16 protein-coding genes are annotated in these 16,910 nt (G+C 34.8%); 6 read left to right on the top strand and 10 right to left on the bottom strand.

Features of this window, described 5'->3' with window-relative positions; genetic code table 11:
• Window positions 1-136: 136 nt before the first annotated feature.
• From EG358_RS10665 to secD, 6 genes are all read right to left on the bottom strand, one after another.
• Entirely contained in the window at window positions 137-592 is a 456-nt protein-coding gene (locus tag EG358_RS10665; protein WP_076558935.1) for a tRNA (cytidine(34)-2'-O)-methyltransferase, read from the bottom strand.
• Between the two features lie 147 nt (window positions 593-739).
• Entirely contained in the window at window positions 740-1,552 is an 813-nt protein-coding gene (locus EG358_RS10660) for a tetratricopeptide repeat protein (protein ID WP_076558936.1), read from the bottom strand.
• Window positions 1,549-2,115 (bottom strand): phosphatase PAP2 family protein, encoded by a 567-nt coding sequence (locus EG358_RS10655; RefSeq protein ID WP_076558937.1) that lies wholly within the window; start codon window positions 2,113-2,115, stop codon window positions 1,549-1,551. The genes EG358_RS10660 and EG358_RS10655 overlap by 4 nt, the downstream gene beginning before the upstream one ends.
• Before the next feature lie 3 nt (window positions 2,116-2,118).
• Window positions 2,119-2,454, bottom strand: coding sequence for a Sec-independent protein translocase subunit TatA/TatB (locus EG358_RS10650; RefSeq protein ID WP_076558939.1), 336 nt, complete (start codon window positions 2,452-2,454; stop codon window positions 2,119-2,121).
• Between the two features lie 60 nt (window positions 2,455-2,514).
• Entirely contained in the window at window positions 2,515-3,732 is a 1,218-nt protein-coding gene (locus EG358_RS10645; RefSeq protein ID WP_076558941.1) for a TCR/Tet family MFS transporter, read from the bottom strand.
• A gap of 190 nt (window positions 3,733-3,922) precedes the next feature.
• Window positions 3,923-6,820: a protein translocase subunit SecD gene (gene secD / locus EG358_RS10640; protein ID WP_076558943.1), complete on the bottom strand. Its 2,898-nt coding sequence runs from the start codon at window positions 6,818-6,820 to the stop codon at window positions 3,923-3,925.
• 208 nt (window positions 6,821-7,028) lie between these two features.
• Between secD and EG358_RS10635 the strand changes: the two genes are divergently transcribed.
• Both EG358_RS10635 and EG358_RS19835 read left to right on the top strand, forming a co-directional pair.
• Window positions 7,029-8,087 (top strand): PQQ-dependent sugar dehydrogenase, encoded by a 1,059-nt coding sequence (locus tag EG358_RS10635; protein ID WP_228421284.1) that lies wholly within the window; start codon window positions 7,029-7,031, stop codon window positions 8,085-8,087.
• Between the two features lie 44 nt (window positions 8,088-8,131).
• Window positions 8,132-8,389 (top strand): T9SS type A sorting domain-containing protein, encoded by a 258-nt coding sequence (locus EG358_RS19835; RefSeq protein ID WP_228421285.1) that lies wholly within the window; start codon window positions 8,132-8,134, stop codon window positions 8,387-8,389.
• Window positions 8,390-8,461: 72 nt separating this feature from the next.
• On the opposite strand, the gene hemN is transcribed toward EG358_RS19835, so the two are convergent.
• From hemN to EG358_RS10615, 4 genes are all read right to left on the bottom strand, one after another.
• A complete protein-coding gene (gene hemN, locus EG358_RS10630) occupies window positions 8,462-9,820 on the bottom strand; it encodes an oxygen-independent coproporphyrinogen III oxidase (RefSeq protein WP_076559392.1) in 1,359 nt (452 codons plus the stop codon).
• Between the two features lie 93 nt (window positions 9,821-9,913).
• Window positions 9,914-10,822 (bottom strand): sialate O-acetylesterase, encoded by a 909-nt coding sequence (locus EG358_RS10625; RefSeq protein WP_076558945.1) that lies wholly within the window; start codon window positions 10,820-10,822, stop codon window positions 9,914-9,916.
• Between the two features lie 77 nt (window positions 10,823-10,899).
• On the bottom strand, window positions 10,900-11,943 hold the full coding sequence (locus tag EG358_RS10620) for a WD40/YVTN/BNR-like repeat-containing protein (RefSeq protein ID WP_076558947.1): 1,044 nt from the start codon (window positions 11,941-11,943) through the stop codon (window positions 10,900-10,902).
• Window positions 11,944-12,007: 64 nt separating this feature from the next.
• Window positions 12,008-13,516: an APC family permease gene (locus EG358_RS10615; protein ID WP_076558949.1), complete on the bottom strand. Its 1,509-nt coding sequence runs from the start codon at window positions 13,514-13,516 to the stop codon at window positions 12,008-12,010.
• Window positions 13,517-13,683: 167 nt separating this feature from the next.
• Here EG358_RS10615 and pnuC point away from each other — a divergent pair, with 167 nt between their 5' ends.
• From pnuC to mltG, 4 genes are all read left to right on the top strand, one after another.
• Window positions 13,684-14,361: a nicotinamide riboside transporter PnuC gene (pnuC, locus tag EG358_RS10610; protein ID WP_076559394.1), complete on the top strand. Its 678-nt coding sequence runs from the start codon at window positions 13,684-13,686 to the stop codon at window positions 14,359-14,361.
• Window positions 14,358-14,933 carry a hypothetical protein gene (locus EG358_RS10605; RefSeq protein ID WP_076558951.1) on the top strand — a complete coding sequence of 192 codons (576 nt, stop codon included), beginning with the start codon at window positions 14,358-14,360 and terminating at the stop codon, window positions 14,931-14,933. The genes pnuC and EG358_RS10605 overlap by 4 nt, the downstream gene beginning before the upstream one ends.
• Before the next feature lie 91 nt (window positions 14,934-15,024).
• Entirely contained in the window at window positions 15,025-15,795 is a 771-nt protein-coding gene (dapF, locus tag EG358_RS10600; RefSeq protein WP_076558953.1) for a diaminopimelate epimerase, read from the top strand.
• 33 nt (window positions 15,796-15,828) lie between these two features.
• Entirely contained in the window at window positions 15,829-16,854 is a 1,026-nt protein-coding gene (gene mltG, locus EG358_RS10595) for an endolytic transglycosylase MltG (protein ID WP_076558955.1), read from the top strand.
• The last annotated feature ends 56 nt before the right edge of the window (window positions 16,855-16,910 follow it).

Genomic DNA, 16,910 nt, shown 5'->3' with positions numbered 1-16,910 from the left:
TATACAAAAGACTTTTAATTAAATTCAAATTTCATTACTTTTTTTAAAAACAAAAGAGAATTCTTACAACTCAATATTATTATCAGATCGCTCTTTCGCAACAAATTTTAAAAAAGGAATACCTAATACTTTAAAACTATTTTTTTAAGGTAATCTGTCTTTTCGCCTCTCCTACTACAAATGCGACAGAATTTGCGATATTAAAACTTCGAATCAATTTAGACATCGGAATGGTCAAATGATTTTCAAAACGGTCTAAAACATCTTTGCTCAGGCCTACACTTTCTTTTCCGAAAACCAACCAATCACCATCCTGAAAATCGGTTTCCAGATAAGATTTCTCAGCGTGTGAACTCATCAGAAAAACACGAGACAGATCGGGAATATTTTTTATCCATTCATCAACATTTTCGTATTCTGTTACATCAAGATGCACCCAATAATCTAAACCGGAACGTTTCAGGTTTTTATCATCAATCAAAAATCCAAACGGACGTATCAGATGCAATCTGCTTTCAGTTCCTACGCACAATCTACCGATATTGCCGGTATTATTTGGTATTTCAGGTTCTACAAGAACAATATTTAACATGAATTTTTTTAATTTAATCTTAATTTTTAACGCAAAACTCACAAAGTTTTTTTTTAAAATTGTAAGCTTTTATAAGTTCGCAAAGGCATTTCACTCAGCTAAGAAATAAAAAGTTATATTTATTCAAAAATACTTTTAATAGGTCTATTATTTTTTACACTTTCCTGCAAACTCTGTTAATAAACCTTTTTCATGTCCTAAAGCAACAGCTTTATCTAAATTGGAACACGCTTCTTTATCTTTTGCTGAATCGAATAAAATTATTGCTTTTGTGACGTAAGACTGAGAAAATTTAGGATCGATAGAAATCGCTTTATTGATGTCTGCCAAAGCTTCTTTTGATTTTTTCATTTTCAGATAGATATCGGCTCTTCCGTTATACAATAAAGACTCTGGCTTCTCAGTGAGTAATTGGTTGTATTCTTTTAAAGCACCTTCAAGATCTCCTTTATTTTTTTTAAGATTTGCCAAACCTATTCTTGCAAAAATATTATCCGGAGCAAAAGTGAGAATGTGTTTTAAATCTTCCATCGCCAGATCTTTTTTGCCTAAATTATTGTAAATCTTGGATCGAATTAAATAAATTTCAGCGTTTTCAGGTTCGAGCATTATTCCTGTATTGGCATATTCTAAAGCTTTGTTGCGATTTCCTTTTTGATTATGTAAAGAAGCAAGATTTTCGTAAACAGCGATAGATTTAGGATTTGATTTTAAAGCAGATTCATAGGATTTAAAAGCCAAAGTTGTTTTACCTAATCTTCTCTGTGCAGTTCCTAAATTAACGTAATATTCTGATTGATATTTCTGAATATGTTCTGAAAGCACCAACTTCGAATATTGCTCTTCAGCGCATTGGTAATCGGCTTTTTTAAAACATTCTTCAGCAATTTTTTTATCCTGAGCAGACAAAAAACTAAAAGACGTTACGAATAAGGTGAGAATGAGTAAATGTTTTTTCATGGTTTTATAGTTTGTTTGTTTATCACTTTTTTTGCGAGCATAGCAAAAAGCCCTCCCAATAAAGTTCCAACAAACGCCCCTACCAAAATATCTACCGGGAAATGTACTCCTAAATATATACGGCTGTAAGCCACAACTGCAGCCCAGACAAATATAGCATAAGGAAACCATTTAATTTTATCTTTCAATAAAAAGCTTAAATAGCTTGCTAAAAAGAAAGTATTTGAAGCATGTGCAGAGTAAAAACCGTACTGTCCGCCACATTTTACAATGCGCATCGCATTTTGAATCGAAGGATCATGACAAGGTCTTAATCTGGCAACGCCATATTTGAAAATCCCTGAAACCTGATCTGAAACGGTGACTCCAATTGCAATGAAAAGGAGAATATAAAGCAGAGATTTTAATTTGAAATTTTTGTAGAGAAGATAGCAAAGTATTACATACAACGGAACCCAAATCCAGGTTGCAGAAATTATCATCCAAAACTGATCAAACGGGGTATCGCCCAAATTGTTTAGATAAAGGAAAAGATTTTTATCTTCCTGAATAATTTCTTCCATATTTTAACGGCTTACCGGTCCTTCGTAAGTTTCGTCATCCGCAGGTTTTACTTTTGGTAATTCCGTTGCGGGAGATTGTTCGTTTAAAATATTTTCTTCGATATTCTTCATCGGATTAAAATCTTTTGCAGCATCTTTCACCTTCTCGATCTCACGTTTTATCTCAGAAACAGGATTATCTGTTTCTTTCATGATCTCAGTTTTGATGTCTTCTACTGCGCCACGCATTTTTCTCACTCCAGATCCTAGATCGCGAGCAATTTGAGGTAGTTTATCCGGACCAAACAAAACTACAATTGCAATGGCAATAAGTGCCATTTCTCCAATGCTTAATTCCATGGTGCTAAATTACAAAAGATTATATATATAAAATATGATATATTTAATTTTAAACAAATTTTAAGATTTATTTTTCTGAAAAGCATAATAAGTTATTACGACACTTACAGACATTAATATAAATGCTAAAAAGAAAGGTGCACCTGAAAATTTAAACGGTGCCTCTTCATGTGTAAAAAAGTAGAATAAATTGGTCATCACCGGCGGCCCGATAATAGATGTTGCGCTCATCAAACTCGTTAAAGCTCCCTGTAATTCTCCCTGCTCATTTGAAGGAACCGATTTTGTAATCACAGACTGCAATGCTGGTCCACAAATTCCGCCCAGACAGTAAGGAATTAAAAACACAAACATCATCCAACCTTCGGATGCAAATGAAAAGAGCAGCAATCCTATTGCATATAATATCAATCCGTAATAAATACTTTTTTGTTCACCCAGTTTTGGAGTTGTCCATCGGATTAAAACTCCCTGAACCAACCCTACCAAAAGACCAACGACACCTAAAGAGATCCCGACCATTCTTTCCGTCCAGTCAAATTCGTACATGGTAAAGAAACTCCAGTTACTTTGTACGGCATGACCTGCAATGTAAATTAAAATTAAAGCAAAGATTAACCCTGAAATCTCAGGATGCTTTCCTAAAAACTTGAATGAGCCAACAGGATTTGCACGTTTCCAACTAAACTCGCGTCTTTTGTCTTTATCTAAACTTTCCGGAAGAATGAAGTAACCATAAAGGAAATTTAAAAGACATAAACCTGCGGCTGCATAAAACGGAACTCTTGCTCCGTAATGTCCTAAAACACCACCTAAAACCGGACCTATAATAAAACCCAGACCAAAGGCAGCACCAATTAAACCGAAATTTTTAGCTCTGTCTTTATCTGTAGAAATATCTGCAATATATGCGCTGGCTGTTGTAACACTTGCCCCGGTAATCCCTGCAATAACCCTTCCTATAAACAACCATAGAATCGTTGGAGCCAAAGCAAGCAAAATATAATCAATGGCAAAACCAAAAAGTGAAATCAAAATAATAGGTCTCCGCCCAAATTTATCACTAAGATTTCCTACAACCGGAGAAAAAACAAACTGAACGAAAGCGTACGCAAAACCAAGCCAGCCACCGTATTTTGCAGCTTCACTGATATCAGCATGAATCAGTTCTTTAATCAATTGCGGAACTACAGGAATGATGATTCCCCACCCCGTTATATCTATCAGCAAGGTGATAAATATAAAGCTCATTGCTGCTTTCTTTTTTGAATTTTCCATTACTGTGCAAAAATAAGGAAATCGGGAAAAATATTCGTTCTAAATTGTTGAATTATTGTTGTTGATAGTTGATGTTTTTTGGTTGGGAATAACTGTTTTAATTTTAGTTTTAATTAAATTAAATTTAAAAGTTATAAAAAAAAGAGCCTTTCAAATGAAAGGCTCTTTAATATATTTAATGTAGTTGATATTACTTTGTAGCAAGTAATTCTTTATCTGTAGAAGATTTACCGTGTACGTCTTCTTCTTTTCCTGATTTAAGGAAATCGTATGCGATTGCCGATGCGATAAAGATGGATGAGTATGCACCAAAACCGATACCGATTAATAATGCAAACATAAATCCTCTCAAGTTGTCTCCACCAAAGATGAAGATAGCAAGAATTACAAGTAATGTAGCAAATGTAGTGTTGAACGTTCTACCTAAAGTACTTGAAATAGCATCATCAAACAATCCTGATAAAGTAAGCGCTTTCTTCTCTCTAAGATATTCTCTAATTCTATCGAAGATAATTACAGTATCATTGATTGAGTAACCCAATACGGTAAGAATTGCCGCGATGAAATCCTGATTAACCTCCATATTGAAAGGCATTACAGAATGGAATAGCGAGAACGCACCCAAAATAATGATCGCATCATGTAATAGTGCCGCAACAGCACCCAATGAAAACTGCCATTTTCTAAATCTCACCAAAATATATAGGAAAATACCTGCCAAAGCAGCAACAACTGCAAGAGTACCGTGTGTCTGAATATCATCAGCAACAGAAGGCCCCACTTTTTCTGAAGAAATAATACCTGCGTGATCTGTATCTGCAGATTTAAATTCTTCTAGAGTCATTTTTGCAGGAAGATTTGGTTTTAAACCTTCAAATAATTTTTGCTCAATAGTCTGGTCAGCTTTCAATGATTCGTCATTGATAAGATAATCTGTAGAGATTTTCAGCTGATTGTTGTTTCCAAAAGTTTTAGCTTCAACAGAAGAATTTTTACCATCCTGAGTTGTGAAAACTTTAACTAAACCATTTTCAATATCTTCTGCATTTACTTCTTTGTCAAATCTTACAACGTAGTTTCTACCTCCTGTAAAATCGATACCAAATTTAAATCCATTAACAAAAATTGATCCTAAAGAAATTACCGTTAAGATTGCAGAAAGGATATATGAATATTTTCTTTTTCCAATAAAATCGATCCAGGTATTTCTGAATAAGTTTTTCGTTGGAGGCGTCCAAACTGAAAGACTTTTACCTTTATTTAATCTATGGAAAATCATTACTCTTGAAAGTAAGATTGATGTAAACAATGTCATTACAGCACCAATCAACAACGTCAATGCAAATCCTTTGATAGGACCTGTTCCGAAGAAGAATAATACTACCGCCGTCAAAATCATCGTTAAGTGACCATCTATAATTGCATTTAATGCATGTTTGAAACCATCCTTGTAAGCTTCAAGAATGTTTTTTCCTGCAAATAATTCTTCTTTCGTCCTTTCGTAAATAATTACGTTGGTATCTACCGCCATCGCCATTGAAAGTACAATACCCGCAATACCTGGAAGCGTTAAAGTAAAGTCTCCGGAATCCATAATTCCGAAAATATAGAATAAGTTGATAATCATTGCAATTACCGCATAAACTCCTGCTAAACCGTAGTAGAAAATGATGTATGCAATAATAATTAAGAACGCAATAGAGAATGATAAAACTCCCGCATCAATAGACTCCTGTCCTAAAGACGGACCTACTTGTGTAGCTTGTACTACTTTTGCACCTGCAGGTAATTTACCAGCTCCTAAAACGTCTACCAATTCTTTAGCTTCTTCCTGAGAGAAGTTACCAGAGATCTGTGTTCTACCGTTAGGAATTGCACCCTGTACATTTGGCGCAGTATATACTCTGTTATCTAAAGTTACAGCAACTGGTTTTCCTACGTTTTTCTCGGTAAGCGTTTTCCAATCTTTAGCACCTTTAGAATCCATTTGCATATCTACCACTACTCTGCTCAACTCATCGTAACCGATACTTGCAGTTTCTACAGCACCGTCTACCGGAGCTTTTTGGTTGATATTACCTCTTATAGCATATAGGACTAAGCTTTTTTCATCCGTAGATTCAGGCTTGTAACCCCACATAAACTGGGTATATTTTATATTTGCAGGACGTAAAGACTGTGCAATTTTACTGTTTAATATCTTGTTTACTTTTGCAGTATCTGTCAATTTCACACTTCCTACAGAGCTCATGGTTCCTGATTTCCCTCCTTGCATTAAGTTTAAGAAGTTCACATTTTTAGCAACTCCCATAGAGTCACCTTTTGCAGCAACTGTAGCACTTAAAGTCTGGAAATAAGGTGCAACCTCAGCAAACTGCTGTATTTCCCAAAACTGAAGTTTTGCAGAAGTCTGAAGCATCTTTTTAACCTTATCGATATCTTTCATACCCGGCATTTCTACAGAGATTCTTGCCGTTCCCGGAACTCTCTGTACGTTTGGCTGGATAGCTCCTAATTTATCAATTCTGGTTCTGATTACTTCAAAAGCTGTACCTACAGAAAGATCAATTCTTTTTTTAACAATGCTTTTTACCTGATCATCAGTGGTGTTGAATTTAATCTCAGAAAGATTAGTATTTCCGAAGATTTCAGGATCTGCAAGTTTAAGGTTTGCGCCTTTTGCTTTGTTTACGGCATCAAACTCAACAAAGAAATTGTCGATATAAGATTTTGTAGAGTTTTTCTGAGCTTCATCTGTTCTGTTCAGAGCCTCAATAAGAATAGGATTGGTAGAATAATTAGTTAAATCATTCACCAAATCTCTCTGATTGATTTCCAAAAGAACGTTGATCCCCCCTTTCAGGTCAAGACCTAGCTTCATTTCTTTGTCTTTTGCCTTAGCATAAGAAAGTTCTGTAAACCCAAGATTTAAAGTTTCATCCTTTAATCTCTGAATTTCTTTCTCGTTTCCGTTCGCAGCTTCGATTTGCGATTCAATTTTGCCGGCGTACCAGGTTGGTAATAGCTCATTTAAGCAAATTAACCCTAGTACAATAGCAACAATTGTAATAAGTCCTTTTCCTTGCATTTTGTTATAACTACGTTAAATTAAGTCGGCAAATATAATGATTTTATTGATATTTTATGAACTTTTGGCAACAGAAATGGTTTATTTTCAGATATATCGGCAATCTTATTTTAATGATATTTTATGGCTAAATTTATTAAATATTAAAAACAGGTAATGGTATGAAATTTTCATTTTAACAATACAACACCCTAAATTTCAAAATATTATGAAAAGACCATTACTTTTATTAGCATTATTATCTTCCTTAATCGTACAATCTCAAAGTTTTGTACTGGAAGAATTCGCAAGTGGGCTTACGAGTCCTGTAGAGATCACCAACGCAAATGACAGCCGTCTTTTCGTAGTACAACAGAATGGAATTATTAAGATTATACAACCCAACGGAACCGTGAATGCTGCAGACTTTCTTAATATAAGCAGCAAAGTTACATTCAACGGAGAAAGAGGACTTTTAGGTCTGGCTTTTCATCCACAATATTTGACTAACGGATATTTTTTCGTGTACTACAACAATACAGCAGGAAATATTATCGTAGCAAGATATTCTGTGAATTCTACCAATCCGAATACCGCCGATCCTAATTCAGAAAAGATTATTTTAAACATTCCAAAACCTTTTGATAACCATAATGGTGGAAGTATTCATTTTGCTCCCGACGGAAATTTGTGGATTGTAACGGGAGACGGCGGAAGTAGCGGCGACCCGAATAATAATGCACAAAACAAAAATTCATTGTTAGGAAAGCTGTTAAGATTGGATATTAATTCTACGGGACCATACAATATTCCCGCAGGAAATCCTTTTGTGGGAATTAATGGCGCAGATGAAATTTGGTCTTATGGACTAAGAAATGCATGGAAATTTTCTTTTGACTTAATTACCGGAAATGCAATGATAGCTGATGTAGGACAAGGTCTTTTTGAGGAAATCAACCGGATGCCAATTACGCAGGCAGGAATCAATTACGGATGGAGATGTTACGAAGGAAATAACACTTATAACGCAACCGGATGTGCCGCTTCTTCTACAATGACTTTTCCAGTGGCCGTTTACGATCATTCCGGAAACAAATGTTCGATTACCGGAGGCTATGTTTATCGGGGAACACAAAACCCGGGTCTGCAAGGAAAATATTTTTTTGCAGACTATTGTTCTTCACAAATCGGTATGATGGATGCAAACAACTCAATTTCCTGGACTACCCCTTTTACCGGCAATAATTTTCAACTTTCGGACAAAACAATCTTAACGAACTTTATGTAGCGGCTGTAAATAATGGTAAGATTTATAAGATTACCACACCAACTTTGGGAGTACAGGATGCTACATTCAGCCAGATCAGAGTTTACCCAAATCCTGCATCAGAAAGAATTTTTGTGGAAGGCTTGAAAGATAAGAATAGCGTTGCCGAAATTTTCAGTACTGAAGGAAGAAAAGTTTTGGACGAAACAAAATTCGATTTTGAAAACAGTATCAACATTACAGGAATTCCTGCAGGAGTTTATTACATCAACATTAAATCTGGAGATTTGAAATCTTACAGCCAGAAAATAATTATTAAATAGGTTTAGGTTTAGGTTTAGGTTTAGGTTTAGGTTTAGGTAAAGAAAAGCGATTCATTTCTGAATCGCTTTTTGTTATATTGTCATCGAAAAAATTCTGGTTTCAGGTTTGTTTCTCAACATTCTGAGATCGAAAACCATGGCTACATTTCTTGTGAAAGCCCTTCCTTTTTCTGTGATTTTTATATGATTATGATTAATTACAACCAATTCATCGCGTTCCATTTCCTGAAGCATATCAAAAGCATTTTCAAGCTCCGGAATGGCATCTTTATTTTCAAAAGTAGTTTCCAATTGGCACATTAAATTTAGAATATGTCTTCTGATCGATAAATCTTCTTCATTTAAAACATGTCCTTTCACTACAGGAATTTCACCTTCTTCTACAATTTTTTGATATTCTTCAACGGTTTTTACGTTTTGAGCAAAAGCATACCAAGAATCTGAAATTGAACTCATCCCTAAACCTATCATTAATTGAGTTTTGCTTGAAGAGTACCCCATGAAATTACGATGAATATCTCCTGAAATCATAGATTTGTACAACTCATCTTCTTCAAGAGAAAAATGATCCATCCCGACTTCTTTATAGCCTAATTCTTCTAATAATTTTTTGCCGTCTTCATACAATCTTCTTTTCTCTTCACCGCTTGGCAGGTCGTTTTCATCAAAACCTCTTTGTCCCACTCCTTTTATCCATGGCACATGAGCATAAGAATAATAAGCAAGACGATCCGGTTTCAGCTCTAAAGTTTTATGAATGGTAAGAGCCATACTTTCCCAATTAGAATGTGGCAAACCATAAACTAAATCGTGAGAAATACTTGTATACCCAATTTCTCTGGCCCATTCTGTAACATTTTTTACGTTTTCGAAAGGCTGAACTCTGTTAATCGCTTTCTGAACCTTCAAATCATAATCCTGCACCCCAAAACTGGCTCTTCTAAATCCTAAATCGAATAAAGTCTGAAGATGCTCTCTTGTTGTATTATTCGGGTGACCTTCAAAAGAAAATTCAGGATGTTCTGCAATTTCAACCGTATCAAAAATTCCCTGCAATAAAGTTTTTAGATTTTCCGGAGAAAAAAATGTAGGTGTTCCACCACCTAAATGCAGTTCTTTTAACTTCGGCTTTTCATTAAATAATTGAAGATAAAGCATCCATTCTTTTAAAACACTTTCAAGATAAGGAACTTCTACACTGTGCTGTTTTGTAATACGTTTGTGGCAAGCGCAAAAAGTACACAATGCTTCACAGAAAGGAAGGTGAATGTATATTGAAATTCCTTCTGCTGAATTGCTTTCATTAAAAGATTTTATCACACTTGATTTCCACTTTTCCGGAGAAAAAGTAGATTCGTCCCAATATGGAACAGTGGGATAAGACGTATAACGCGGGCCTGGAATATTATATTTATCGATTAACGAATTCATTTGAAACTTTATATTTTTTCTAAACTGATGAAATTGATACATTTCATTCTGCAAAATTAACCATTACTTCTGAATTAGAGATCATGAATTATATTAGTCTTTCTTTTCGAAATTTATAATGAGTCTAAATACCTCATCCGCAAAATTCTTTCCCAAATCAATGTAACCTGCGCTGTCATAATGCCATGGATCGTTTCCGTAATTGTATTTTTGAGTCGAGCGAACAATGGCAGCGTTTTTATCATTGCGTACAAATTTTTCCTGAGCATACTGTACCAATTCTCCCATTGGCCAGACTTTTCCTTTTTCATTCTTACCCGAATCTGAGATTTTTCCAATCACAACAGGCACGTCATCGGTGCGTAAGGCAGCCCGCATCTGATTCATCAAAGTTTTCAGATGAGGGTAATAATTATTGGCAATTTCTTCGTTGTAGCTCGCGTCACCTTCCCCTTGCATCCACAAAATTCCGGACATTTGTAACTCGTCTGCTTTTCCGTTTCCGTCAATATCTTTTTCGCTTAAAGCATTTTTTACCGTATTTAGGAAATAATCATATTGATTCAATCCATTTTTCCCGTGATAATCTGAATCCCAACACCCGAAACTTCCCGTTGCAAGACTGTCTATTGAAGTTCCCTCTCTTGCATATTTGATCAACGCAATTTTATCGTTTGGGAAGAGTTCTTTCATTCTTTTGGCAAAAGTCATTTCCAAACCAAATCGGTCTGAAAGTGTATTGGTTTTTCCATCAGTTTTAAAACCGGTTCCGTTTCCGGCTTTCAAAACATCCCATTTTCCTGTTCCGCCATTTTTTTCTCCGTCAGGAACAGAATTTCCCTGAAAAATATAAACATCTTTAACTGTTTTTAAATCATTGGGAAGATCTTTATTATATCCAAAGCCATTCATATTCGATTGACCCGCCAAAACAAAAACCCTTATTTTCTGAGTATAAAAAACAGCAGGAATTAATAATAGAAATATTTTTAAATTTTTCATGCGAAAATTTTATCAAAGGTAATTTTATGAAATTTCAAATCTGCTTCAATTGAAAAGATATGTTCTATCTAAAAGATTTAAAATTTTAATTTCATAAGCGAAATTTTATCTTTTCCTGCAAAAACAACCGTATTTCCATCAACCCATTTGCAAACATAAAACCCTTTTTCATCAGAAATTTTCTTCCACGTTTTTCCGAAATCTGAAGAATAACTGATGTGTTGATCTCCAACCGAAATCATTTCCTTTCCTTTAGAATTAGGTTTTATTTTTACACACGTTGTATATCCAGCATTTTTTCCTGATGCCTGAATTTGCCAGGTTTTTCCTCCGTCATTTGTGGTTGCAATATTATTGACATTGGCTTCCTGTTTTGTGTAATCACCACCAACTGCAACTCCGAATTTTTCGTTTGCGAAATCAATTGAATACATTCCCTGAGCCGATTCTCCCTGAATAAAAGGTGTTTTATAAACATTTGATTTGAAAGTAGTATAATCTATCTTAATAATTCTTGAACTTTTACCTCCTGTTGCGATCCAGATATTAGTTCCCTGATGAGCAATATTGGTATTACTTGCCGCAAAAGCCGCTTCACCTTCATTCAACTTTATAGTATTAAAGCCTTCTCTTTTGGTGAGTGTATTGAAATCCAAAACAGCATTCAATTTTGGCATTATAAAAGATAATTTCAAATTCAAATCTTTTGCGGGATCACTGAATGTAACCGCATGCTCGTCATTTACAAAAATCAATGCATCGTAAAATGCCGTTTTCAAGGTATCTGTATAAGTATTTACAACCGAAAGGTCTTTTTTATCTATTCTAAAAAAATGAGCCGGACTTTCGATATTAATAGCGTAAAAAGCATCTTTATTTTGTGCTAATGTTCTAAACTGTAACTTCTTTTCAGACAGTGTAATCTGTTTTTGAATTTTATGATCTTTTAAATCAACAAAACCGAATTTAGATTCCGTTCCGCTGTACCAGACTTTGTTATCATATAATTCGATTGCTCTTATGCTAATTTTATCATTTAAAATAGTTTCAAAACTTTCGATCTTTTGAGAAAACATCAATAAACCAACAGTGGAAAACAACAAAGTGAATATTTTTTTCATAATAACAAAAATAAAAAAATCCGCAGAAGATTAGTCTGCGGATTGTAAAGTATATATTTAAAATTTATTTTTCGATAAATTCATCATAGCCACCTTTGTTAAGAACACTGTTTCGTCTACCGTACAAGAAGTAAATTAGAAGTCCTAAAGCCAACCAGCCAATTGCCATGTAGATTGCGCTAGGCTCTAAGTTGATGATCAAATAAATATTGATTAAAATACCTAATGATGCTACAACAGGAAGCATAGGAGTTTTGAAACCTCTTTTTAATTCCGGTTTTTTTACTCTCAAAAGCCAAACTGCAAAACAAACCATTGTAAATGCAAATAAAGTCCCGAAACTACACATATGTACCAAAGTACTGATTGGTGTAAGTGCTGCAACTGTAGCTACAATTAACCCTAAAAGAATCGTATTTTTATAAGGAGTTTTTCTCACCGGGTGAATTTCTTTAAACATTTTCGGAAGAAGACCGTCTTTTGCCATTCCTAAGAAAATTCTAGACTGTCCCAACATCATTACCAATAATACAGAGATTAATCCAATAGTTGCTGCAACAGTGATCAAGATTACTGCCCAGTTCATTCCGGTAGCCTTCTCAAAAGCGACAGCAACAGGTGCAGTTAATGCATCAGGAACCGATCCGAAATCTTTATAACTCATCATTCCCGTAAGAACTAATGACATTAAGATATATAAAGCTGTACAAACCAACAACGAAGTAATAATTGCAAAAGGGATATCTTTTCTAGGATTTTTTGCTTCTGCAGCCTGCGTAGAAACGGCATCAAAACCAATATATGCAAAGAAAACAGCAGCTGCGCCAGCAATAATACCATTGAAACCATACGCTGCTCCCATTTTTCCATCTGACTGAAGAATCATTTTTTCGTCCGGAATAAATGGTGTAAGATTATCCATATTGATAAATAAAGCTCCAACAACGATTACAAAAACCACAACTGAAGTTTTTAAAATCACAATCATATTGTTTGCCCCTGCAGCTTCTTTTGTCCCTTTTACCAAAATTGAAGTAACAATCAAAACAATGATAAATGCTGGCAGATTAAACGCAAAGTTAGGTTCTGTTAAACCATGAGCTACTGCATATTGTTTTGCTGTAGCAAAATCATTGGTGAGATAATAAGGAAGCTCTACGTTAATGATTTTCAAAAATTTATTGAAATACCCCGACCAGGAAACAGCCACCGTCATCGAGCCCATCGCATATTCCAGCACCAATCCCCAACCGATAAGCCAAGCGAATACCTCGCCTACCGTTCCGTATGCATAAGCATAAGCCGAACCTTCAACGGGTAATAAAGCAGCAAATTCTGCATAGCAGAGTGCGGCAAATATACAGGCAATACCTGCAACGACGAATGATAAAGCTAAAGCAGGACCCGCGTGATAATAAGCTCCGGTACCTGTAAGTACAAAAATTCCACCTCCGATAATTGCTCCGATACCAATGGCAGTAAGGCTCCATTTCCCCAGAACTCTTTTGAGCTCACTCTTTTTCATATCAGCCTCATAGGCTCCGAGCGGTTTTGTTTTCCAAATATTTGACATATTGTTTTCTTTGTTTTAAAGATTTACGAAAATATAAAAAATTTGGAGACCTTAACATTTATTAATAAACTTTCGTCAATTTATTTTCATTTTAAGTTGTACAAAATTGATTTTCACCTTCTTTAATGTATTTTAAAATACTGTATTTTTTGCTTATTTTTGAAACCATGAATATGTATGATCTTTTCATAAAACCCTACGAATCATATACTGACGCACAAATTTTTCTTGAAACTTTTGCCACTGTCTTAGGAATTATGAGTGTATTTTTTTCAATTAAAAAGAACATCTGGGTCTATCCTACAGGAATTATTTCTACCGTCATCTATGTTTACCTTCTTTTTATCGCTGGCTTGCTTGGAGATTGTATGATCAATTTATATTATTCAATAATGAGTGTTTATGGATGGATTTTGTGGAACAAAAATTCCGAAGACCAGATTCACGTAGAAGTTTCCTGGGCAAAAAAGAAAGAATGGATGATGGCGGCAATGCTTTTTATCTTAAGCATATTTTTAGTAATGATTATTTATTACTATAAACCTTACATCGATAATCATTTTTCATCACAGAATATAGAATTTGGTTTTTACCATCTGGATTGGGCAAATTGGCTGGATGTTTTTACGACTTCCGTATTTCTAGTCGGAATGTGGCTGATGGCGAAAAGACGCATTGAGAATTGGGTTTTCTGGATTTTGGGCGATCTAATTTCTATTCCTATGTATATTTATAAAGGATACGGAATAACTTCGGTTCAATATTTGGTATTTACCATAATGGCAATCATAGGATATGTCAACTGGAAAAAAAGTTTTAAAGAAAAAAATACAGTACAGTTATGAAAAATATATTAAAAATAACAGCAGGTCTTCTACTTGGTTTTAGCTTGGCATCTTGTGCTGCTTACGGCGGCAACTACGGTGCTTATGGAGATCCTTATTATGATAACGGATATTATTACGCTCCTTCAGGATATTATGGTTCCGGTGGTTATTATGGTAACGACGGATATTATTACAGAGACGATATGCGATATTATTACGATAACGGTGTACCTTATTACTACGGAGATAATAGAAATAAAGTCTACATACAACGTAATTCGGGAGCTGTAGGAAACGCTACAACAAGTCAAAGACCTAATAACGGCGTAGGAAACGGGAATAACTCTTACCGATACAATAACAGTCAAAGAACTTACAATAATAATCCGCCTCGTAATAACTCGAATAACGGTGTGAGAAGCCAGAGTAACTCAAGCACTCGGAATCAAAGTCAGAGAAACAGTGGGATGAGAAATCAGCAGCAGCCCACACAGAACAATAGCGGAAACTATAGAAATAATACGCAGACAACGCCTCAAAACAACAATAATTCGGATAACAATCCTCAAAGAAGCGGATCAAGAAGATAATCATTCTAAATAATAAAACGGACAGCAATCGCTGTTCGTTTTTTCGTTTTAATTACATTAATTTTGCAGGCTAATTAGAGAGAACAGAAGTATGGAATTTTATAAATATCAGGGAACTGGAAACGACTTTGTAATGGTAGACAACCGCTCCGGAGAGTGGGATAGCCTTTCAATTGCGAATATCCAAAAATTGTGCGATCGCCGCTTCGGAATTGGCGCAGACGGATTGATTAAAATAAACTCAGCCGAAAATGTAGATTTTGAAGTTGATTACTATAATTCTGACGGTTCCAAAAGCTTCTGCGGCAACGGTGCCCGTTGTTCGGTGGCTTTTGCTCACTTCCTTTCGATTTTTAAAAATAATAAAACTGTTTTTATGGCGATTGACGGACTTCATGAAGCTGAAATTAACGGAAATATTGTAAAACTGAAAATGGGTGATGTTACAACGATTACCAATGACGGCGAAGATTCTGTTTTAGATACAGGCTCGCCTCACTACATTAAATATGTTGAAGATATTGCCAATTTCAACGTTTTCGCAGAGGGAAACAGCATCAGAAATTCTGAAAATTATAAAGAAAAAGGCATCAATGTCAATTTTGTTGAAAATATTTCTGATGATGAAATTTTCGTAAGAACCTATGAACGAGGCGTTGAAGACGAAACTTACAGTTGTGGAACAGGAGTTACAGCTTCTGCTTTAACTTTTTTGAAAAAAAACAATCTAACCTCCATAAAAGTTAAAACGTTGGGCGGCGACCTGAAAGTTTATGCTGAAAAAGATGGAGAAACGTTCCGTAAGATTTGGCTTGAAGGTCCCGCTAAGCAAGTGTTTACAGGAAAAGTAGATCTTCTTTAGAAAAACATTAAAACTTTTAATCTATTAATTATAATGAAAAAAGCTATTCTCATTATTGTACTCCTTATTCTTGCGGTAGCAGGATTTTTTGGTTTAAAATTCTACAGTAAGTATTACGGAAGCAACGTCTCAAAAGAGGGATATGTTTTAATTCCGCATGGGGCAAATTTTAATCAGGTTTTAGATTCTATCCGTCCGTATGTTGATAATAAAGAATCATTTTTCGACGTGGCAAAGGATAAAAACATGGATGAATACTTCAAACCGGGTCGTTATCATTTTGCTAAAGGTGCCAACAATACGAGTTTGGTGAATATGATAAAAGCAGGAAATCAAACTGAGAACTCGTTCAGAATTGGTGATTTCGGAGATATTTATCAGATGGTAGGAAAAGTGAGTAAAAAAACTGAGCTTGATTCATTAAAATTCGTCAACGATCTCGATAAAATAGCTTCTGAAAAAGGATACAAAAATGCTGAAGATTTAAAAAAATATTTCTTCATCGATACTTATAATTTTTTCTGGACGGTAACTCCAAAAGAATTTTTCAAAAAATTTGAAGATCAATACAATGAGTTCTGGACTTCTGAAAGAAAGGCAAAAGAACAACAATCTGGTTTAACAAGAGATCAAATTTATGCTTTGGCATCTATTGTTTACAAAGAATCGGGAGGAAAACCCGATGAAATGAAAACTATTGCCGGCTTATATTTAAACAGATATAAAAAAGGAATGAAACTGCAATCTGACCCAACCGTTATTTACGCAATAAACAAACAGACCAACTTTAAAGAATCTATCAAAAGAGTTTTTTATAAACACCTTTCCACTCCATCACCTTATAACACATACGCTAATGCAGGAATTCCTCCGGGACCTATTTGTGTGGTAGATAAAAATTCTGTGGATGCAGTTTTAAGCCCTGAAAAGCACGATTATATTTTCATGTGTGCAGATCCGGAAAGATTTGGATTCCACAAATTTACGGCAAGCGCAGAGCAACACGTCATCAATGCAAAAGCGTATCAGGATTGGTTAAATTCAAAAAATATCAAATAATAAATATATTTAACTTTATTTTAACAAATTAATAATTAACATTTAGCTCTTAAAGA

This window comes from Chryseobacterium indoltheticum (assembly GCF_003815915.1).
Taxonomy (GTDB): domain Bacteria; phylum Bacteroidota; class Bacteroidia; order Flavobacteriales; family Weeksellaceae; genus Chryseobacterium; species Chryseobacterium indoltheticum.
This window is presented reverse-complemented; position numbering and strand designations above follow the sequence as displayed.

Bases quoted from the DNA above. Each gene is read 5' to 3' on its own strand.
- EG358_RS10665 (WP_076558935.1), bottom strand. From the start codon at position 592: ATGTTAAATATTGTTCTTGTAGAACCTGAAATACCAAATAATACCGGC.
- EG358_RS10660 (WP_076558936.1), bottom strand. From the start codon at position 1,552: ATGAAAAAACATTTACTCATTCTCACCTTATTCGTAACGTCTTTTAGT.
- EG358_RS10655 (WP_076558937.1), bottom strand. From the start codon at position 2,115: ATGGAAGAAATTATTCAGGAAGATAAAAATCTTTTCCTTTATCTAAAC.
- EG358_RS10650 (WP_076558939.1), bottom strand. From the start codon at position 2,454: ATGGAATTAAGCATTGGAGAAATGGCACTTATTGCCATTGCAATTGTA.
- EG358_RS10645 (WP_076558941.1), bottom strand. From the start codon at position 3,732: ATGGAAAATTCAAAAAAGAAAGCAGCAATGAGCTTTATATTTATCACC.
- secD (WP_076558943.1), bottom strand. From the start codon at position 6,820: ATGCAAGGAAAAGGACTTATTACAATTGTTGCTATTGTACTAGGGTTA.
- EG358_RS10635 (WP_228421284.1), top strand. From the start codon at position 7,029: ATGAAAAGACCATTACTTTTATTAGCATTATTATCTTCCTTAATCGTA.
- hemN (WP_076559392.1), bottom strand. From the start codon at position 9,820: ATGAATTCGTTAATCGATAAATATAATATTCCAGGCCCGCGTTATACG.
- EG358_RS10625 (WP_076558945.1), bottom strand. From the start codon at position 10,822: ATGAAAAATTTAAAAATATTTCTATTATTAATTCCTGCTGTTTTTTAT.
- EG358_RS10620 (WP_076558947.1), bottom strand. From the start codon at position 11,943: ATGAAAAAAATATTCACTTTGTTGTTTTCCACTGTTGGTTTATTGATG.
- EG358_RS10615 (WP_076558949.1), bottom strand. From the start codon at position 13,516: ATGTCAAATATTTGGAAAACAAAACCGCTCGGAGCCTATGAGGCTGAT.
- pnuC (WP_076559394.1), top strand. From the start codon at position 13,684: ATGAATATGTATGATCTTTTCATAAAACCCTACGAATCATATACTGAC.
- EG358_RS10605 (WP_076558951.1), top strand. From the start codon at position 14,358: ATGAAAAATATATTAAAAATAACAGCAGGTCTTCTACTTGGTTTTAGC.
- dapF (WP_076558953.1), top strand. From the start codon at position 15,025: ATGGAATTTTATAAATATCAGGGAACTGGAAACGACTTTGTAATGGTA.
- mltG (WP_076558955.1), top strand. From the start codon at position 15,829: ATGAAAAAAGCTATTCTCATTATTGTACTCCTTATTCTTGCGGTAGCA.